The organism is Bacillus cereus group sp. TH152-1LC (genome assembly GCF_027710505.1).
GTDB lineage: Bacteria > Bacillota > Bacilli > Bacillales > Bacillaceae_G > Bacillus_A > Bacillus_A mobilis.
On sequence record NZ_JAQFNK010000007.1, the window covers coordinates 154,298 to 170,655 of the forward strand.

Genomic DNA, 16,358 nt, shown 5'->3' on the forward strand with positions numbered 1-16,358 from the left:
TTTAGGGAGAAACGATGGGAGGCGATGCAATTTTGACTAAAAATAAAAAAAGAAATGATGCCTTGGCGATAGGTGTTGCTATAGGGGTTGTAATTGGTGTGTTTCAAGGGGGCTTTACTAGTAATTTAGTAATTGGAATTGTGATAGGGATCGTAATTGGCTTTGCATTTTTGAAGAAATAATGAGTTTGTAAATTTATTTAAAAAACCTTTTCGTTAAAAGAATGAATTTTCGGAATACAAATCCTATTTTTCCTTTTTTTATGATATTATAAATAAAAAGGCTGGTGATGGATATGTCAACAAACAATCAAGTAGAGCAAAACTGCTTTATTTGCGAAAAACATATAGGAAACGTTACAGTTCCAGGTGGAGCTATTTTCGAAGATGAACTCGTTTACGTTGGACATGTCCACTGGGATAGGGAAGAAACATACCTTGGTTATGTAATGATAGATATAAAAAGACATGTACCTGGCCTTGCCGAACTAACAGATGAAGAAGCGAAAGCGTTCGGACTTATAACAAGTAGAGTAAGTAAAGCGCTAAAAGAAAGTGAAGGTGCAGAACATATTTACACTTTTGTTTCAGGGAATGGTGTACCACATATGCATATGCACATCATACCGCGTTATCCAAATACACCCAAAGAGTTTTGGTCACCAACGGAAGTAGCGAAATGGACTGGTGCGCCATATGGTGACGCAGAGAAAATCAAAAAACTATGCGAAAGAATACGAAAGTATATGGTGAGTGAAAATGCATACAAGAAATAATAGACAATATTCATGGATTGGAAATAAGAAGATGTGTTTAGACGAAGTTTCAGTAAAACAATATGGTGATATCGTACTCGGTACATATGGCGGGAATATAAATGCCGGAGCAAAAAAGAACGGAGATGGCGCGTTAGTTTGGTCAAATGGTGATTGGGAATTTGCAGCTATTTTAGATGGACATAATAGCGCGGAAAGTGTTGATTTAGTAGTAAATACAATCCAAAAAGAATTTGAAAATATAAAAGTAATGATGAATGAATCGATTGATACAGTATTTCGATCTGTTGAAAATCATATACTTACAATTTTTCAGTCCTCTTCATTTAAAGAAAAGTGCCAAAAAATTAAAGGTGAAACAGCTTGCTTAATATGTGTAAGAAAAGAAAATTATATATGGTGGTTATCTATTGGCGATTGCCTCATTTATGTATTTCATGAAGAATTACATAAGTTAGGACAATATGCATTAAATCAGCGTCATTTTTATGAATGGATTGGAAATGTAAACACATTTCATTTACCAGTTCCTTGCTATTCAACAGGAATTCGTGAATTACGTACTGGAAAGAATCGAATTGTAATGGTTACAGATGGAGTATTAGAATGCGGCAAACGTCATTATGAAACACCATTGAATCTATATAATGATATGAATAGAAATAATATAGAACTTGACGAAAGTGTTCATTATGTATTAGAACATGTTCATCATCAATTCGGACGAGATAGTGCGACAATTATTAGTTGGGACGTTGAAAACAAAGAGAATGCTACATATCCAAGTGATCAGCCGGATAAAAGGTGAAGGAGGAGACATCACTGTTTTTAGTTAAAGTAATTCTATTAGTATTATGGATCATATTTGTAGTTATTTTGGAAAAAGTAGTGAGAAAAAAATTAAATATACCGAAACAAACTGACTGGAATAGTAAATATGTAAACAACTCTCATAAATGGGGTACTAGGGTTCTTATCATTTCTTATATAATTGTTACAATGATATGTGCCACTTTAAATCCCATTTATATTAGTAATTTACCCATATTATTTTTAATAACTTTATACTGCTTTCAATCATATATGGAGTGGAAATATGATAAAGAATCGAGGGAATATGTCATTTCTTTAGGAACAGTTCCATTATTAATAATTACAGGAATTATGTTTAATTTCTTCTTTTATAGCTATTGGATTTAATCATATGTGGAATGAATGGAGAGGCAAAATGAAAAATCCTAAATTACGTGCTGAAGTAATGATTGTAAATGAAGATCGTTCTAAAGTACTTGTACAATGTGATTTAAGCGAAACATTTTATCGTTTTCCAGGCGGCTCTATTCAATTTGGTGAAACAGCAACAGAAGCAATAATGCGAGAATTAATGGAAGAATACGATTTGAAGCTCGATGTTCAAGAGTTAGCCGTTGTAAATGAGCATATTTTTGAGTGGAAAAACGAAAAAGGACATCACTGTACATTGCTACATTGGGGAACTGTTCAAGAGAGAATTACAAATGAAATAAGACATAAAGATATTATATTAATCTGGAAAAGTCTAGACGAATTAAAGGAGAAACGAACGTATCCTGAAGGGATTGTAAGTTATTTAGAGGAGAATAACCGAAATATAGTCCACTTTATTTCTAAAAATAAAATAAAGTAATAGGAGGGGGAACAACAATGAGTACCTCTACAATTTTGATGCTTATTATTGGACTGGGTATTGGTGGATATTTCTTAGAACAGTTTTTAAGAAGAAAATTGAATATGGAGATAAGGGGCTTCTTTGGATATAAGCATGTGAATAGTTTACATGTAAAATTAGAAATAGGGCTTATTATTATTTATATAATAGGTAGTTGTTATTATATGTTTAAATTTGAAAACTCTAAAATGGCTTATGTCATGTTCACTTATTTAGGGATATCATGTACTTTAAGAGCATGGATGGAATGGAAGTATGATAGAGAATCAAAAGAATATATACTTTCGATAACGGGAATGGTTGCATTTATATTGATGATCTCAATACTAGTTTATTTCGTTCCACCTGCTGCATAATAAGGTGATTATTGATGGTACAAATAGTGAAATAACTAATAAATAAGAAACCATTTACTACTAAATGGTTTCTTATTTAAATTCATCATTTAGCCCACTTTAATGGGCAGTAAGACCCCCACCTCAAAATTCAGCGAAAGCAAAGAAGTTAGGTGGGGGATCAACTGCCCCTAAAAGTCCGATTGGTGAGGGCTGATAACCAGTGGGGGATGAAGAAAACCCCCACTGGTTAAAGTTTCACTTTATTTTGGCTAATATGGATGTAACGAAATTTGTTTTATCCTCTGCATATCGATGTTTATCATTAGGATTAGCTTGTGAAAGTAGAATCTTTAACTGTTCATACTGTATACGAGAAGTTTTATTTTCTATTAAGTAATCTCTGAATTGTAATTGTTCTATTAAATATGTATTTCCTTGTTCATACATATGAATTTGAGGAGTTCTTGGCTCTCCTTTATTAAAGTAGTATCGTTCAGGTAGTACATCTTTTCTGTATTTATAGTTTAGTAATTCTAATTTTTTAATACATGTTAAACCGTCCTTATAATCTTTTAGTTCGATTGCTATATCAATAATTGGCTTTGCACTTAGATGTGGAATAGAGGTACTACCAATATGGTGTATTGCTAAAATATGTTTGCTAATTTGTTCTTCAATGAGTCGTTTCTCTTTCATAAACTCAATTTGCCATTCTTCAGTCCATGGAACTAAAAACACTTTTCCAAACGGTAAACCTAACATTTGATGCGCACCTCTTTCAAAAAGTTAATTACATTTTTTTGAAGCTTCTCAAAACAAGGTATTCCCACAATCGCCATGGAAGAATCTTCTTCGCAAAGATCATAAATTTTACACCTTTGCCAATCGGATATCGTAAATTCGCACGCTTAGATTCAGCAATTTCTACAATTTTATTAGCAACATCTATCGGATTTCCAAACGTATCACTGCCGCTATTAATATGTTTTTGTATTTTATCCATATATTCTTTGTAAGGAGAAGATGTATCAGATTGGTTTGTAGCTAGTTGTTTACCTACTTCCCAAATATTTGTGTTATAAGAACCTGGTTCTATTAAAGCAACATCTATTCCGAACGGTTGTACTTCTAAACGAAGGGATTCACTCCATCCTTCTAATGCATATTTTGAAGAAACATAAGGGGATAGACCAGGGAATCCAACTTGACCACTAATGCTGCTTATATTAATGATTTTCCCACTTTTTTGTTCTCTCATATAAGGTAAAACAAGCTGAGTGATTGAAATAGCTCCAAAAAGGTTCGTTTCAAATTGTTTACGGTATTCCTCTACTGGAATTTCTTCTACAAAGCCCCCATTTGCGTATCCTGCATTATTAATGAGAAGGTCTACTCTGCTTATTTCTTGTAAAAACAATTGAAAGTTATGTATAGAGTTTTGATCGGTTACATCTAATTGCTGAATTTTTATGTTTTGTTGTAAGTTGAGTTTAGTAGCTTGAGATATTAAATCTTTTTGTTTATTAATGTTTCGCATTGTGGCGATAACTAAATAGTCTTTTTTCGCAAGCTCAAGTGTTGTTAAAAGTCCGAATCCACTTGAAGCCCCAGTAATAACAGCGATTTTTTTATTCATTTTTTGCTCGCTTTCTTTTTCTTTTATCATAACGAATTGTATAGCGAATAGCTATTTATTGTATAAAGACATTTGTTATAATTGAAAAATATTATCAATTAATTAATGGTTTATTTATAAAAGGAGTGTGGATTTCATGAGGACTAACGGTTTTCATGATATTTTTCATAAATATTTTCATGAATTACAAATGGAAGATGAGAGACATATGTATTTACCAAATATATTAGGTAAAGGAGAAGTACGAAGGTGGACGTCGTTTTCTGGAATGGAAATTGTGTTATCAAACTTTCAATTCCATAATAATCACCATATTCAGTTTGCATCGGATGCAGCAATGGTGGAACTTAATTTTTGTTTGCAAGGTTTTGCGGAGGTACAAGTAGGTCATTCTTCGTATGAATTAAAGACTGGAAATAGCTATTTATATTTTATTAATGATTTTGAAGTGTTATTTGAATATGAAAAAGAGAAGCCTCTTTATTCATTAGCTATTGGAATCCCTGTACCATTATTTAATCATTTTATGTTGGATTATGCTGATGAAGGAATGCTTAATTTTCACGCTATATTAGGTAATAACCCATTTAAAAAGTTGCAAAGTCCAATTGACTCTCTATCAGCTAATATTATTTCAAAAATGATAGATTTTCCACATCAAGATCGTATATATCAACTAGAAATGGAAAGTAAAGTGCTTGAATTACTCTCCATCCATTTTGGTAAGTTTTTGTTAAAGAATCGTAATGAAATAAAAAGAAGAGTTTTATCAAAAAGTGATATAAATAAAATAAAACGTGCTGAAGAAATATTAATGCAGCGGATGGAATTACCACCATCATTATTAGAACTAGCTAAGTTAGTAGGGTTAAATGATTATAAATTAAAACTGGGATTTAAAGAGTTATTTGGTACATCTGCATTTGCATATTTAAGAGAACAGCGAATGGAACGGGCAATGTTTTTATTACGTTCTGGAACTAGTAATGTAACTGAAACGGCAATCACTGTTGGGTACAAAAATATAAGTCATTTTTCAGAGTCATTTAAAAAGAAATATGGAATAAAACCTTCTGAAATTTTACGTATATATTAAAAATCCGCTATACCGTAAACTCCTCCGTTATTTGGTAGTTGTATTTTGTAGTGGTCAGTATAATTACAATCAACATCCAATTGTAAATAACTATTTATGGAGGAATTTAAATGAATGAACGGAATGAACATCACTTTTGGGTATTTGTATTAATAGGAATGTTCCTTATTATAACAACAACCGGTTTTGCACGTATGGCATATGGAATTATATTGCCATTTATGCAAGAGGGGCTTCACTTATCTACAGCTCAATCAGGTATGTTAGGAACTATACTTTTTTTAGGCTATTTATTAACTGTAGGAACATCTGGAATATTTACTATCCGTTTTGGCGCAAAATTAGTTTTATTAATAGGAAGTTGGCTTGTTGTTGTAAGCTTATTGGGATTAGCCCTTTGTTTATTCACTTTGGCTAGTCGCTATTTGTATGCTATGTGCTGGAGCTGGTAGTGCTTTAGTTTATACACCACTCATGTCAATAACGGTAGGATGGTTTCCGGACAAAAGAGGAACTGTTATGGGGCTGTTATTAAGCGGTGCTGGAATAGGTATGTTATTTAGTGGGATAATTGTTCCTTATGTAGTACGTACATTTCCTGAGTACAGTTGGCGTGGTGTATGGTTTTTGTTTTGGGTTATTACATGTATCGTAGTATGTATCGCTTCAATTATTTTGAAAAATCCTGATGTAACCGAAGATGAGGAAAAAGGGAATCATAAATCGTTTTTATGGAAAACAAAAGAACTATATGTTATTGCATGGATGTATTTTATTGTGGGAATTGTTTACTTAATTCCGAATTTATATCAAACTAGTTTTATGATTGATAGTGGTATTTCGGCAGCAATGTCAGGAACCATTTATGCAATTGCCGGTATGTTTTCAATAGTAGGAGCTCCTATCTGGGGATTGATTTCAGATAAGTTTGGCATAAAGAAAACGTTATGTATTGCACTTTTATTAGCAGTAATAGGTGATGTGATGCCAATCCTTTTTGACAACATAATGGGTTTTATTGTATCGGCAATAATTTGGGGTTCTAGCCTCGGTGGTATTCTTTTATTAATACAAGTTGCAGCATCAAAGCAAGTATCCCAAAAGTACGTATCAATGGCAATTAGTTTTATATCTGTTTTTTATGCAGTTGGTCAAATGATTGGACCAGGACTTGCAGGCTGGATTATTGGAACAAGTGGTTATACAGCTGCTTATGGATTAGGTGCGTTCGGTTTCTTTATATGTATATGTATGGGATTGCGTTTAAAAAGAGGAAATCTTACAAACTCAGCGTATTTAGAGAAGTGAGTATTGTCATGAAATGAATCTTTTTAAAGGGAGGACGTAAAGTGGTACATGTGAAAGATGTATTAGCAGATCAATTATTAGCGAATGCGAATGATCCTAGTTGGTATATGCCATTTTCAGATGCAGTGAAAGATCTATCTGAGAGAGAATCTTTCTGGAAACCGAATGAAGAGAGTAATAGTATAGCTGAGATTGTACAACATTTATTGTATTGGAACTCAACGTGGCAAACTAGGTATAAAGAATCGAATGTGAATGCCGTGCCTGCTATTGGTGATAATAACAAAAGTTTTATGCTTTCAGATAATCAATCATTCGATGAGTTAAGAGAAAAACTACTAGAGAAACTGTTACAATGGCAAAAGCTTATAAATGAAGAGAAGGTTGAAAGCGATGTAGTTGGATTTCCCGTAAATGCGAAGTGGTGGGAAGTGCTTAGTAATGTAACGACTCATAATGCTTATCATATTGGTCAAATTATTTACATCCGAAAATTACAGAAAAGTTTTGATAATGAATAAGATCGTAATTCTCAAATTAGGTGAACAAAAGTGGACAAAACGAGACATAAGTCTCATTTTGTCCACTTTTTTATTTTGAAAGGAAAGAGAAAAGCCATGAAATCAATGATTAGAATTTGGCACAGTACTTGCAATATAAAAGATGAACAAGAAAATAGGAGGGCTGGACATGTTAAAAACAACTGAAAGTAAAGGGAATGAAATTACGAAAGAACAAGCTCGTTGGATGTATGAAAAAATGTTAGAAATTCGTAAGTTTGAAGATAAGGTACATGAATTATTCGCGCAAGGCGTTCTGCCAGGTTTCGTTCATTTATACGCAGGTGAAGAAGCGGTAGCAGTTGGTGTATGTGCCCACTTAACAGATGGTGACAGTATTACAAGTACGCATAGAGGACATGGACATTGTATCGCAAAAGGCTGTGATTTAAACGGGATGATGGCTGAACTTTTTGGGAAAGCGACAGGGTTATGTAAAGGTAAAGGCGGTTCCATGCATATTGCCGATTTAAATAAAGGAATGCTTGGTGCGAACGGGATTGTAGGCGGAGGTTTTCCACTTGCTTGTGGCTCAGCATTAACAGCTAAATATAAAGGAACGAAAGATGTAAGTGTTTGTTTCTTCGGTGACGGAGCAAATAATGAAGGGACATTCCATGAAGGGGTTAACTTAGCAGCAATTTGGAAGTTACCAGTTATTTTTATCGCAGAAAATAACGGTTACGGTGAGGCGACAACATTTGAATATGCTTCAAGCTGTAATTCCATTGCAGATCGCGCGAAAGCTTACAATATTCCAGGTGTTCAAGTAGATGGAAAAGATTTACTTGCGGTGTATAAAGCAGCGGAAGAAGCGGTGGAACGCGCACGTAATGGCGGTGGTCCAACAATCATTGAATGTATGACATATCGGAATTACGGTCATTTCGAAGGTGAAGCGCAAACATATAAAACTTCAGAAGAAAGAGAAGAACATTTAAATGAAAAAGATGCGATTGTGAACTTCCGTAAGCATTTAATTCATGAAGCTTTATTAACTGAATCTGAACTTGTTGATATGGAAAAGGCAGTAGATGAGGCAGTACAAAAATCAATTGAATTTAGTGAAAATAGTCCATATCCAGAGGATGAAGAATTATTAAAAGATGTATACGTTTCTTACAAATAAGAGGAGGGTGAAAAATAATGACTAGAACAGTTAGTATGTCAACTGCAATCAATGAAGCGATGAAAATATCAATGCGTCGTGATGAAAATGTAATTTTAATCGGAGAAGATGTTGCAGGCGGTGCACAAGTGGATCACTTGCAAGATGATGAAGCATGGGGCGGTGTACTCGGTGTTACGAAAGGGCTTGTACAGGAATTTGGCCGGAATCGTATTTTAGATACTCCAATTTCTGAAGCTGGTTATATAGGAGCAGCAATGGCAGCTGCGGCAACAGGTTTACGTCCAATTGCTGAATTAATGTTTAATGATTTTATCGGAAGTTGTCTTGATCAAGTATTAAACCAAGGTGCAAAATTCCGCTATATGTTCGGTGGTAAAGCGAAAGTGCCAGTTACAGTACGTACGATGCATGGTGCTGGTTTTAGCGCAGCAGCACAGCATTCGCAAAGTTTATACGCGTTATTTACGAGCATTCCAGGTATAAAAGTTGTTGTTCCTTCCACTCCATATGACGCAAAAGGCTTATTATTAGCGGCAATTGAAGATGATGATCCAGTAATCTTCTTTGAAGATAAAACACTTTACAATATGAAAGGCGAAGTACCAGAAGGGTACTATACAATTCCTTTAGGGAAAGCAGATATTAAACGTGAAGGTTCTGATGTAACAATCGTCGCAATTGGAAAACAAGTTCATACAGCACTTGCAGCTGCTGAGCAATTATCGAAAAAAGGACTTGAAGTAGAAGTAATCGATCCACGTTCTTTATCACCGCTTGATGAAGATACAATTTTAGCATCAGTTGAAAAAACGAATCGCTTAATTGTTATTGACGAAGCAAATCCAAGATGTAGTATCGCAACAGATATTGCGGCAATTGTAGCAGATAAAGGATTCGATTTGTTAGATGCACCTATTAAACGAATTACAGCACCACATACACCAGTTCCGTTCTCACCACCACTTGAAAAGTTATATTTACCAACGCCGGAGAAAGTAATTGAAATTGTATCTGAAATGATCGGAGACCAATCTTTATTACATGTGTAATGAAACGATGAGAAGGGAGAGAGAAACATGGCTGTAGAAGTTGTAATGCCGAAGTTAGGTATGGCGATGAAAGAAGGTATTATTACGAGCTGGAATATTAAAGCGGGTGATCATGTAGCAAAAGGTGAACTAATTGCTAGTATTAACTCGGAAAAAATCGAAACTGAAATAGAGGCACCGGCTGATGGAACTGTTCTTGATATAGCTGTAAGTGAAGATGAGGGAGTTCCACCCGGCACTGTAATCTGCTACATCGGTAAGCAGAATGAAAAAGTAGAAGTTCATGAAAGTACACATGTTGTAGAAGAAAAAATACCTAATTTAGAATCTAAAAATGTACAACATCCAGAACCATATGCGAAAGAAGTAGCAAAGCAAAGAATTAAAATTTCACCTGTAGCGAAGAAAATTGCAAAGTCTGAAAATCTGGATATAAAGGTATTGGTTGGTACAGGTCCTGGCGGAAGAATTACAAAGGTAGATGTGTTAAAGGCGCTTGAAGAAAGAGTACTGACTCCAGAAGTACTTGAACAAGAAGAAAGTAAAGTCATTCCTGTTACTGGTATGCGTAAAGCAATCGCAAACCGTATGCATGCAAGTTTACAAAATAGTGCGCAATTAACATTAACGATGAAAGTAGATGTGACAGATTTAGTGGCTTTACATAAAGACATAGCGGAAGCTGTACAAAAACGATACGATAACAAACTAACCATTACGGATTTTGTTTCTCGTGCTGTAGTATTAGCGCTTGGGGAGCATAAAGAAATGAACAGCGCATATATAGATGACTCAATTCATCAATTTGAACATGTTCATTTAGGCATGGCAGTCGCGTTAGAAAAAGGATTAGTTGTCCCAGCTATTCGCTTTGCAAATAATCTATCTGTAGTAGAGTTATCTAAAGAGATTAAGAATGCGGCTCAAAAAGCACGAGCAGGCAGTTTAAGTAGTGATGATATGCAAGGGACAACATTTACAATTAGTAATTTAGGTAGCTTCGGTATTGAATATTTTACGCCGGTATTAAATACACCTGAAACTGGTATTTTAGGTGTAGGTGCAATTGAACATGTTCCTGTATATAAAGGGAAGAAATTAAGAAAAGGAAGTATGTTACCTTTAAGTTTAACATTTGATCATCGTGTATTAGATGGTGCACCAGCAGCTGCATTTTTACGCACAATTAAACGTTATTTAGAAGAACCTGTAACAATTCTTTTATAAAGAGAAGATGAGAGAATGAGTAAATTAGTTGTTATTGGGGGCGGTCCCGCTGGCTATGTAGCAGCAATTACCGCGGCTCAAAATGGGAAAGATGTAACTCTTATTGATGAAGCGGATCTTGGCGGGACTTGTTTAAATGCTGGTTGTATGCCAACGAAATCATTGTTAGAAAGTGCAGAACTGCATGACATTGTGAGAAAAGCGAATCATTATGGAATTACACTTAACAATGGAAGTATATCAATTGATTGGAAGCAAATACAGGCGAGGAAATCACAAATCGTAATGCAGCTCGTGCAAGGAATTCAATATTTAATGAAGAAAAATAAAATACAAGTTATACAAGGTAAAGCGAGATTTGAAACGGATCACCGAGTGAGAGTTACACATGGTGATAAAGAAACCATAGTAGATGGAGAACAGTTTATTATAGCGGCAGGTTCAGAACCAACTGAATTACCTTTTGCTCCATTTGATGGGAAGTGGATTTTAAATAGTAGCCATGCAATGTCCCTAGAAAATATACCGAAATCATTACTAATCGTTGGCGGTGGTGTAATAGGGTGCGAGTTTGCAAGTATTTATAGTCGTCTTGGAACAAAAGTTACGATTGTTGAAATGGCACCGCAATTATTACCTGGTGAAGATGAAGATATCGCACATATTTTAAGAGAGAAACTAGAAAATGATGGTGTAGAAATATTTACAGAAGCAGCTTTAAAAGGATTAAATAATTATTAAGAAGCAAGCTTCATTTGAATATGAAGGAAATATCCAAGAAGCCAATCCGGAATATGTACTTGTTTCTGTCGGCCGAAAACCACGTGTACAAGGATTAGATTTAGAAAAAGCAGGCATTCGATTTTCAAATAAAAGGATTGCTGTGAATGAACATATGCAAACAAATGTATCACATATTTACGCAGCAGGTGATGTGATTGGTGGAATCCAACTTGCTCACGTTGCCTTCCATGAAGGAACGACAGCAGCATTGCACGCGAGTGGAGAAGATGTGAAAGTTAACTATCATGCAGTACCTCGATGTATATACACATCCCCAGAAATCGCAAGTGTAGGTTTAAATGAAAAAGATGCAAGAGAGCAGTACGGTGACATACAAATTGGTGAATTTCCTTTTACAGCGAACGGAAAAGCGCTTATTATTGGAGAACAAACGGGGAAAGTAAAAGTTATTGTGGAACCTAAATATCAAGAAATTATAGGGATTTCAATTATCGGTCCTCGTGCAACCGAACTGATCGGACAAGGAACCGTAATGCTTCATACAGAAGTTACCGCTGATATAATGAGAGATTATATTGCAGCGCATCCAACTTTATCTGAAGCGATTCATGAAGCATTATTGCAAGCAATAGGACATGCTGTACATGCTTAAATGAAAATATAATAAACCACTATTCTCTAAATGAATAAGAGAATAGTGGTTTGAATTTTCACAGAAAAAATTGAATATCCTATTATTTTTTTACGTCAATCGCTGAAGTAATATCGTTCCAATCAGCAGCTAAATTAGCAGTTTTACCGTACCAATCAGCATGTTTAAATACAACACCTTTTCCATATCCTTGTGTAGAAGTATGCTCCCAAAGCGTCGTTGAATAACTTGCAGAAGGCGATGCTGTACTTACAGAAGAAATTCTGTCATTCCAGCTAGAAGGCAAGTTTTTAAAACCGCTGCTCCAGTAAATATATTGGCCACCTTTATCTTTATGTTCATAAAAATCAGTACTACCAGCACCGCTACCTAAAGGATTAATTTTATTTTTAAGTGCTTTTTTATCCTTTTCAATATAAGCATCTAATGTTTCACGGCTAGTAAAACCATAAGCTAGCCAATCTCCATTTTCATTTTGCTCTGGTAATACCATTGTAATTTGGATGTTTTTCTTATCCTGATCACTTAATTTTGCAAATGAATTAACATTCTGTTCATCCACTTTTAAATAGTCAAATGACTTAATTGTGTTACTTTTTTCTTCAGCACTTACTGCACCTAATCCTCCAGTTAATGCAAATCCCGCTACTAGTGTACCTGCTACTAATTTCTTCAACATATAACCATCCCTTTTTGTTTAGATTTTTGTACAGGTGAATCTTTGTACTATTAAAATGTATTCCAATTGAGAACTATTGTAAATATTCTGAAGTTTTAGAAATAAAAGGCGGAATATTTACAGTTTTGCATTTTTTCTTTAGAAAAAATAGTTATTGGAATGATATAATAAATAGATATATCGCTTTTGTTGGATGTTAAAATGTTTTAGGAGGGAAGCTATTGAAGTATTTCAATAAAGATTGGTATAAAGAAATGCAAGTATTTGGATTTTTAATTTTCCCAGAAACAGTAGAAGAATGGGAAGAGATGTTGCGAGAGAGCGAAAAAGTAGGAATGGATTATAAGCAAAGTTTAAGAGAAGACGTGGAAGAAAAGAAAGAAGATTTATTAAAGTTTCTCCCTAAGTCATTACATCCATACATTCATGACAATACCATTAATTCAGAATACCCATCAAAACAATTAAAGAAACTTATGCTTGAGTGGACAGTAGATTATGAGAAAAGAATGAATGATTTAGAACAAGCCTGTATAGATACTTATAATAGTATAAAAGAAAAGCTCTCGCAGAATGTCGTTCAACTACATGATTACTCACTACATGACAGTGTAGTCAAATCAGTAGAGAAAAAATCAAAAGATACGCTAATTATTACTTTAGATTGCAGTGGTACTTTCAGTGAATTTGATAGACTGCAAGTAACTTTTACAGGTGTAACGAAATGTTCAATTTCGGAAGATTTTGAAGGTGCTTGGTGGTTATGTCATGAAATAGATCTTACTAATGAAGGGTTCGAATTGGGTGTTTTATTTGATTGCCCATTTGAAGAAGTGACAATTTGTGCAAAAGACGTATTGCTTGAGTTAGGTAACTAGTAAACTTTATCACTTTACAAACAAAAAAACAGTCTTATAAGACTGTTTTTTATTTAGATGCTAAATTATCAAGTTTCCAATAAGTATCTGTTAACGGGGCAGCTTTGCTATCTATGTATAAATACATGGTATTTAAATCTTTTGGAGAAGCTTTCATGTTAAATGCAATGTCGGTAGTTAAAGAAAACTCAGAAGGAACCTTTTTAGCATTTTCATTTTGTATAACTTCACCTTCGTATTTTTCACCCGTTTTTTCATCTTTTATGAAATATTTTATTTCTGAAAGATCTATCGTTTGTCCGTCAGTACGAGCATTATTTATAGTAACGCGAGCTGTGAGACGCCACTCTTTGTCTATTTTTTCGAATTTTGCATTTTCAACAGTTGCTCTATAGTATTCATTTTTATATATTTCCCCATAGTGCATTGCATCCTTTTCAAGAGCGCTCTTTTCTTGTTTTGGTGTAGTATTTCCATTACATCCTGCCATTAGTCCTGTTAATAATAATGCTGTACAAGTTACTTTAATTATAGATTTCATAATAATTCCTTTCTGTGTTAAAAAGTAAAGCATAGGAATAATTTTACATCAATAGGAAGGGAAATGGAAGTATATTTATGTAATATACAGATATACATTTATTTAATTTTCAAGTTAATGGGATAGAAGGTGGGAGTAAACGGTATAAAACTGAATAAATAAGAATTGAAAATATTGTAATACAGAAAAAGCATGCATATAATTAAAATAAAGATGAAATTTCAGAATCTTCAATGACGGTGTGGTTACATGTTTACTGAAGAGCGTAGAGAGAAAATTTTAGAGTTACTTAAGAAAGAGGGAAGAGTAATCGCTAAGGATCTTGCGGAAAGTTTCGATATGTCTATTGATTCGATAAGAAGAGATTTATCTATTATGGAGAAGGACGGCCTATTAAAAAGAACGCACGGAGGTGCAGTTGAACTTATGCGAGTGAGAAACTTAGCTACTGAACCATCGAAACGTTATCGTGATAGTTCAATAGAGGAAGATGCGATTGCGAAAGTTGCTGCATCCTACATACAAGAAGGCGATTCCGTTTTTATTGGCGGGGCTTCTATTCATTATGCGATGTTAAAATATTTACCTGAAATGTCATTTACAGTGATTACGAATTCTTTAGAAATTGCTAGTAAGTTACGGGATTATAAGAATGTAGATACGTACTTAATTGGTGGAAAGGTGAAACCATCAGGAAATATGACAGATACACTTGCCTCAGAATTGATAAGTAGATTCTCTATTGATCTGTATTTCTCTACAGGCGGTGGCATTTCATTGAATGGTATAAGTACTGCTACGCCGGAAGTTGCTTATTTTGGAAAAACAGTAAGTAAAATTGCTAGAAAAAACATTTGTTTAGCTCCTCATACAAAACTAGGAATAGACTGCTTTATAAAAGGAGAGTCAATAATAGAAATTGACCTTATCATAACAGATGAAGAGGCTAGTAAAGAAACAATTCAACAATTTGAGAAACAAGGTAAAGAAATTGTAATAGCGTCAATACACCTCATTTAAAAGGAGTTTAAGATGATTATAAAAAGACAAGAGTTTCATATAAATGGATTAACTTATACAATTCGTTCAGCGGCTGAAACGGATGCGGAGCAGTTATCAGAAATTAGAGTTCAGATCGATGGCGAAACTGAAAATATGGATAGAGAAGCTGGAGAGGGATTTATAGATAAGAAAGGGTTTCAAAAAATAATAAAAACAGATTGTGAAGAGATAAAGAATCTGTTTTTAGTTGCAGAAGTGCACAACCGAATCGTAGGATTTTCAAGATGTGAAGGTTCTAATTTGAAAAGATTAACCCATAAAGTAGAGTTTGGTGTTTGTATTTTAAAAGAGTTTTGGGGATATGGAATGGGTAAAAGTCTATTGCAACAATCTATTCATTGGGCTGATGAAAATGAAGTGAAAAAGATATCATTACAAGCGTTAGAGACAAATGAAAAAGCCATTCAACTTTATAAGAAATTAGGTTTTGAAGTAGAAGGTATTTTGAAAAATGATAAAAGACTGTCGGATGGGAAGTATTATAATACGGTAGTAATGGGAAGGTGTATTTGAGGCTGTTCATAAAAGAGGTGGAAATGTATGTTTTATAGAAGAAAGTACTATATAGTAAAGAATGAATTTATAGAAATATTTAATGAGCATTTTACTAATACGAACTTACCTAATCAATTAAAGCATGGTTCCAGGCTAATAGGACGCTGGATGAAAGATAACAATGATGGTACAACTGAAATATTCGCCATATGGGAATATGATAGTTATGACGAGTATAAAGAGATAGAATCGAAAATTAGAAGCGACGAGAAGCATGTTAAAAGAATACATGATTGGTATGAAAAACATGGCGGAAGAGAATATGTTTTAGTAGATTTAAAAAATGAAGAGTTAGTATGTACTGTAAAGTGATAGAGGAGTGAGGAATGATGAAAATTAAAACAAAATTATATTTTAGTTTAGCATCTACCATTTTATTTGCAATAGCAGTCATAATTTTCTTTATAAATGATACTCC

19 protein-coding genes and 2 pseudogenes are annotated in these 16,358 nt (G+C 34.1%); 17 read left to right on the plus strand and 4 right to left on the minus strand.

Features of this window, described 5'->3' with window-relative positions; genetic code table 11:
- Positions 1–14: 14 nt before the first annotated feature.
- The 6 genes from PDL00_RS18000 (at position 15) to PDL00_RS18025 (ending at position 2,839) form a co-directional block, all read left to right on the plus strand.
- The gene (locus PDL00_RS18000; RefSeq protein WP_242252495.1) at positions 15–182 is read left to right on the plus strand and encodes a septum formation initiator; all 168 of its coding nucleotides are present in this window, start codon (positions 15–17) and stop codon (positions 180–182) included.
- Between the two features lie 113 nt (positions 183–295).
- Positions 296–775 carry an HIT family protein gene (locus PDL00_RS18005; protein ID WP_270730494.1) on the plus strand — a complete coding sequence of 160 codons (480 nt, stop codon included), beginning with the start codon at positions 296–298 and terminating at the stop codon, positions 773–775.
- Entirely contained in the window at positions 759–1,583 is an 825-nt protein-coding gene (locus tag PDL00_RS18010) for a PP2C family serine/threonine-protein phosphatase (RefSeq protein WP_270730495.1), read from the plus strand. The genes PDL00_RS18005 and PDL00_RS18010 overlap by 17 nt, the downstream gene beginning before the upstream one ends.
- Before the next feature lie 68 nt (positions 1,584–1,651).
- Positions 1,652–1,975 (plus strand): DUF4181 domain-containing protein, encoded by a 324-nt coding sequence (locus tag PDL00_RS18015; RefSeq protein WP_270730543.1) that lies wholly within the window; start codon positions 1,652–1,654, stop codon positions 1,973–1,975.
- Between the two features lie 28 nt (positions 1,976–2,003).
- Positions 2,004–2,441: an NUDIX domain-containing protein gene (locus PDL00_RS18020; protein WP_242252486.1), complete on the plus strand. Its 438-nt coding sequence runs from the start codon at positions 2,004–2,006 to the stop codon at positions 2,439–2,441.
- Between the two features lie 17 nt (positions 2,442–2,458).
- A complete protein-coding gene (locus PDL00_RS18025) occupies positions 2,459–2,839 on the plus strand; it encodes a DUF4181 domain-containing protein (RefSeq protein ID WP_242252484.1) in 381 nt (126 codons plus the stop codon).
- 237 nt (positions 2,840–3,076) lie between these two features.
- On the opposite strand, the gene PDL00_RS18030 is transcribed toward PDL00_RS18025, so the two are convergent.
- Both PDL00_RS18030 and PDL00_RS18035 read right to left on the minus strand, forming a co-directional pair.
- A complete protein-coding gene (locus PDL00_RS18030; RefSeq protein ID WP_270730496.1) occupies positions 3,077–3,583 on the minus strand; it encodes a GrpB family protein in 507 nt (168 codons plus the stop codon).
- Positions 3,584–3,611: 28 nt separating this feature from the next.
- On the minus strand, positions 3,612–4,457 hold the full coding sequence (locus PDL00_RS18035; RefSeq protein WP_242252479.1) for an oxidoreductase: 846 nt from the start codon (positions 4,455–4,457) through the stop codon (positions 3,612–3,614).
- Between the two features lie 136 nt (positions 4,458–4,593).
- Between PDL00_RS18035 and PDL00_RS18040 the strand changes: the two genes are divergently transcribed.
- The 7 genes and pseudogenes from PDL00_RS18040 to lpdA all read left to right on the plus strand — a co-directional run bounded on the left by PDL00_RS18040 (position 4,594) and on the right by lpdA (position 12,225).
- Positions 4,594–5,553 carry a helix-turn-helix transcriptional regulator gene (locus tag PDL00_RS18040; protein WP_270730497.1) on the plus strand — a complete coding sequence of 320 codons (960 nt, stop codon included), beginning with the start codon at positions 4,594–4,596 and terminating at the stop codon, positions 5,551–5,553.
- A gap of 110 nt (positions 5,554–5,663) precedes the next feature.
- Positions 5,664–6,861, plus strand: a pseudogene (locus PDL00_RS18045) (MFS transporter).
- Between the two features lie 41 nt (positions 6,862–6,902).
- The gene (locus PDL00_RS18050) at positions 6,903–7,382 is read left to right on the plus strand and encodes a DinB family protein (RefSeq protein ID WP_270730498.1); all 480 of its coding nucleotides are present in this window, start codon (positions 6,903–6,905) and stop codon (positions 7,380–7,382) included.
- Positions 7,383–7,551: 169 nt separating this feature from the next.
- Positions 7,552–8,550 carry an acetoin:2,6-dichlorophenolindophenol oxidoreductase subunit alpha gene (acoA, locus tag PDL00_RS18055; protein WP_242252473.1) on the plus strand — a complete coding sequence of 333 codons (999 nt, stop codon included), beginning with the start codon at positions 7,552–7,554 and terminating at the stop codon, positions 8,548–8,550.
- Positions 8,551–8,567: 17 nt separating this feature from the next.
- Positions 8,568–9,602 (plus strand): acetoin:2,6-dichlorophenolindophenol oxidoreductase subunit beta, encoded by a 1,035-nt coding sequence (gene acoB, locus PDL00_RS18060; protein ID WP_270730499.1) that lies wholly within the window; start codon positions 8,568–8,570, stop codon positions 9,600–9,602.
- A gap of 27 nt (positions 9,603–9,629) precedes the next feature.
- Positions 9,630–10,829 carry a dihydrolipoamide acetyltransferase family protein gene (locus tag PDL00_RS18065; protein ID WP_270730500.1) on the plus strand — a complete coding sequence of 400 codons (1,200 nt, stop codon included), beginning with the start codon at positions 9,630–9,632 and terminating at the stop codon, positions 10,827–10,829.
- Between the two features lie 15 nt (positions 10,830–10,844).
- Positions 10,845–12,225 (plus strand): annotated as a pseudogene (gene lpdA, locus PDL00_RS18070) (dihydrolipoyl dehydrogenase).
- A gap of 82 nt (positions 12,226–12,307) precedes the next feature.
- On the opposite strand, the gene PDL00_RS18075 reads toward lpdA, so the two are convergent.
- A complete protein-coding gene (locus PDL00_RS18075) occupies positions 12,308–12,904 on the minus strand; it encodes a hypothetical protein (protein ID WP_061679771.1) in 597 nt (198 codons plus the stop codon).
- Positions 12,905–13,125: 221 nt separating this feature from the next.
- Here PDL00_RS18075 and PDL00_RS18080 point away from each other — a divergent pair, with 221 nt between their 5' ends.
- A complete protein-coding gene (locus PDL00_RS18080; RefSeq protein ID WP_270730501.1) occupies positions 13,126–13,782 on the plus strand; it encodes a DUF4085 family protein in 657 nt (218 codons plus the stop codon).
- 49 nt (positions 13,783–13,831) lie between these two features.
- On the opposite strand, the gene PDL00_RS18085 is transcribed toward PDL00_RS18080, so the two are convergent.
- Positions 13,832–14,323: a hypothetical protein gene (locus PDL00_RS18085; RefSeq protein WP_270730502.1), complete on the minus strand. Its 492-nt coding sequence runs from the start codon at positions 14,321–14,323 to the stop codon at positions 13,832–13,834.
- A 249-nt stretch (positions 14,324–14,572) separates the two neighbouring features.
- Between PDL00_RS18085 and PDL00_RS18090 the strand changes: the two genes are divergently transcribed.
- Genes PDL00_RS18090 through PDL00_RS18100 form a run of 3 tightly spaced genes read left to right on the plus strand, consistent with a single transcriptional unit; the run spans position 14,573 to position 16,252 of the window.
- Positions 14,573–15,343 carry a DeoR/GlpR family DNA-binding transcription regulator gene (locus tag PDL00_RS18090; protein ID WP_270730503.1) on the plus strand — a complete coding sequence of 257 codons (771 nt, stop codon included), beginning with the start codon at positions 14,573–14,575 and terminating at the stop codon, positions 15,341–15,343.
- Positions 15,344–15,355: 12 nt separating this feature from the next.
- Positions 15,356–15,898: a GNAT family N-acetyltransferase gene (locus PDL00_RS18095; protein WP_132132390.1), complete on the plus strand. Its 543-nt coding sequence runs from the start codon at positions 15,356–15,358 to the stop codon at positions 15,896–15,898.
- A 27-nt stretch (positions 15,899–15,925) separates the two neighbouring features.
- Positions 15,926–16,252: an NIPSNAP family protein gene (locus PDL00_RS18100; protein ID WP_270730504.1), complete on the plus strand. Its 327-nt coding sequence runs from the start codon at positions 15,926–15,928 to the stop codon at positions 16,250–16,252.
- Positions 16,253–16,358 lie beyond the last annotated feature (106 nt).

Excerpts from the sequence above, each read along its gene's own strand:
- PDL00_RS18000 (WP_242252495.1), top strand. The coding sequence starts at position 15 with ATGGGAGGCGATGCAATTTTGACTAAAAATAAAAAAAGAAATGATGCC.
- PDL00_RS18005 (WP_270730494.1), top strand. The coding sequence starts at position 296 with ATGTCAACAAACAATCAAGTAGAGCAAAACTGCTTTATTTGCGAAAAA.
- PDL00_RS18010 (WP_270730495.1), top strand. The coding sequence starts at position 759 with ATGCATACAAGAAATAATAGACAATATTCATGGATTGGAAATAAGAAG.
- PDL00_RS18020 (WP_242252486.1), top strand. The coding sequence starts at position 2,004 with ATGAAAAATCCTAAATTACGTGCTGAAGTAATGATTGTAAATGAAGAT.
- PDL00_RS18025 (WP_242252484.1), top strand. The coding sequence starts at position 2,459 with ATGAGTACCTCTACAATTTTGATGCTTATTATTGGACTGGGTATTGGT.
- PDL00_RS18030 (WP_270730496.1), bottom strand. The coding sequence starts at position 3,583 with ATGTTAGGTTTACCGTTTGGAAAAGTGTTTTTAGTTCCATGGACTGAA.
- PDL00_RS18035 (WP_242252479.1), bottom strand. The coding sequence starts at position 4,457 with ATGAATAAAAAAATCGCTGTTATTACTGGGGCTTCAAGTGGATTCGGA.
- PDL00_RS18040 (WP_270730497.1), top strand. The coding sequence starts at position 4,594 with ATGAGGACTAACGGTTTTCATGATATTTTTCATAAATATTTTCATGAA.
- acoA (WP_242252473.1), top strand. The coding sequence starts at position 7,552 with ATGTTAAAAACAACTGAAAGTAAAGGGAATGAAATTACGAAAGAACAA.
- acoB (WP_270730499.1), top strand. The coding sequence starts at position 8,568 with ATGACTAGAACAGTTAGTATGTCAACTGCAATCAATGAAGCGATGAAA.
- PDL00_RS18065 (WP_270730500.1), top strand. The coding sequence starts at position 9,630 with ATGGCTGTAGAAGTTGTAATGCCGAAGTTAGGTATGGCGATGAAAGAA.
- PDL00_RS18075 (WP_061679771.1), bottom strand. The coding sequence starts at position 12,904 with ATGTTGAAGAAATTAGTAGCAGGTACACTAGTAGCGGGATTTGCATTA.
- PDL00_RS18085 (WP_270730502.1), bottom strand. The coding sequence starts at position 14,323 with ATGAAATCTATAATTAAAGTAACTTGTACAGCATTATTATTAACAGGA.
- PDL00_RS18090 (WP_270730503.1), top strand. The coding sequence starts at position 14,573 with ATGTTTACTGAAGAGCGTAGAGAGAAAATTTTAGAGTTACTTAAGAAA.
- PDL00_RS18095 (WP_132132390.1), top strand. The coding sequence starts at position 15,356 with ATGATTATAAAAAGACAAGAGTTTCATATAAATGGATTAACTTATACA.
- PDL00_RS18100 (WP_270730504.1), top strand. The coding sequence starts at position 15,926 with ATGTTTTATAGAAGAAAGTACTATATAGTAAAGAATGAATTTATAGAA.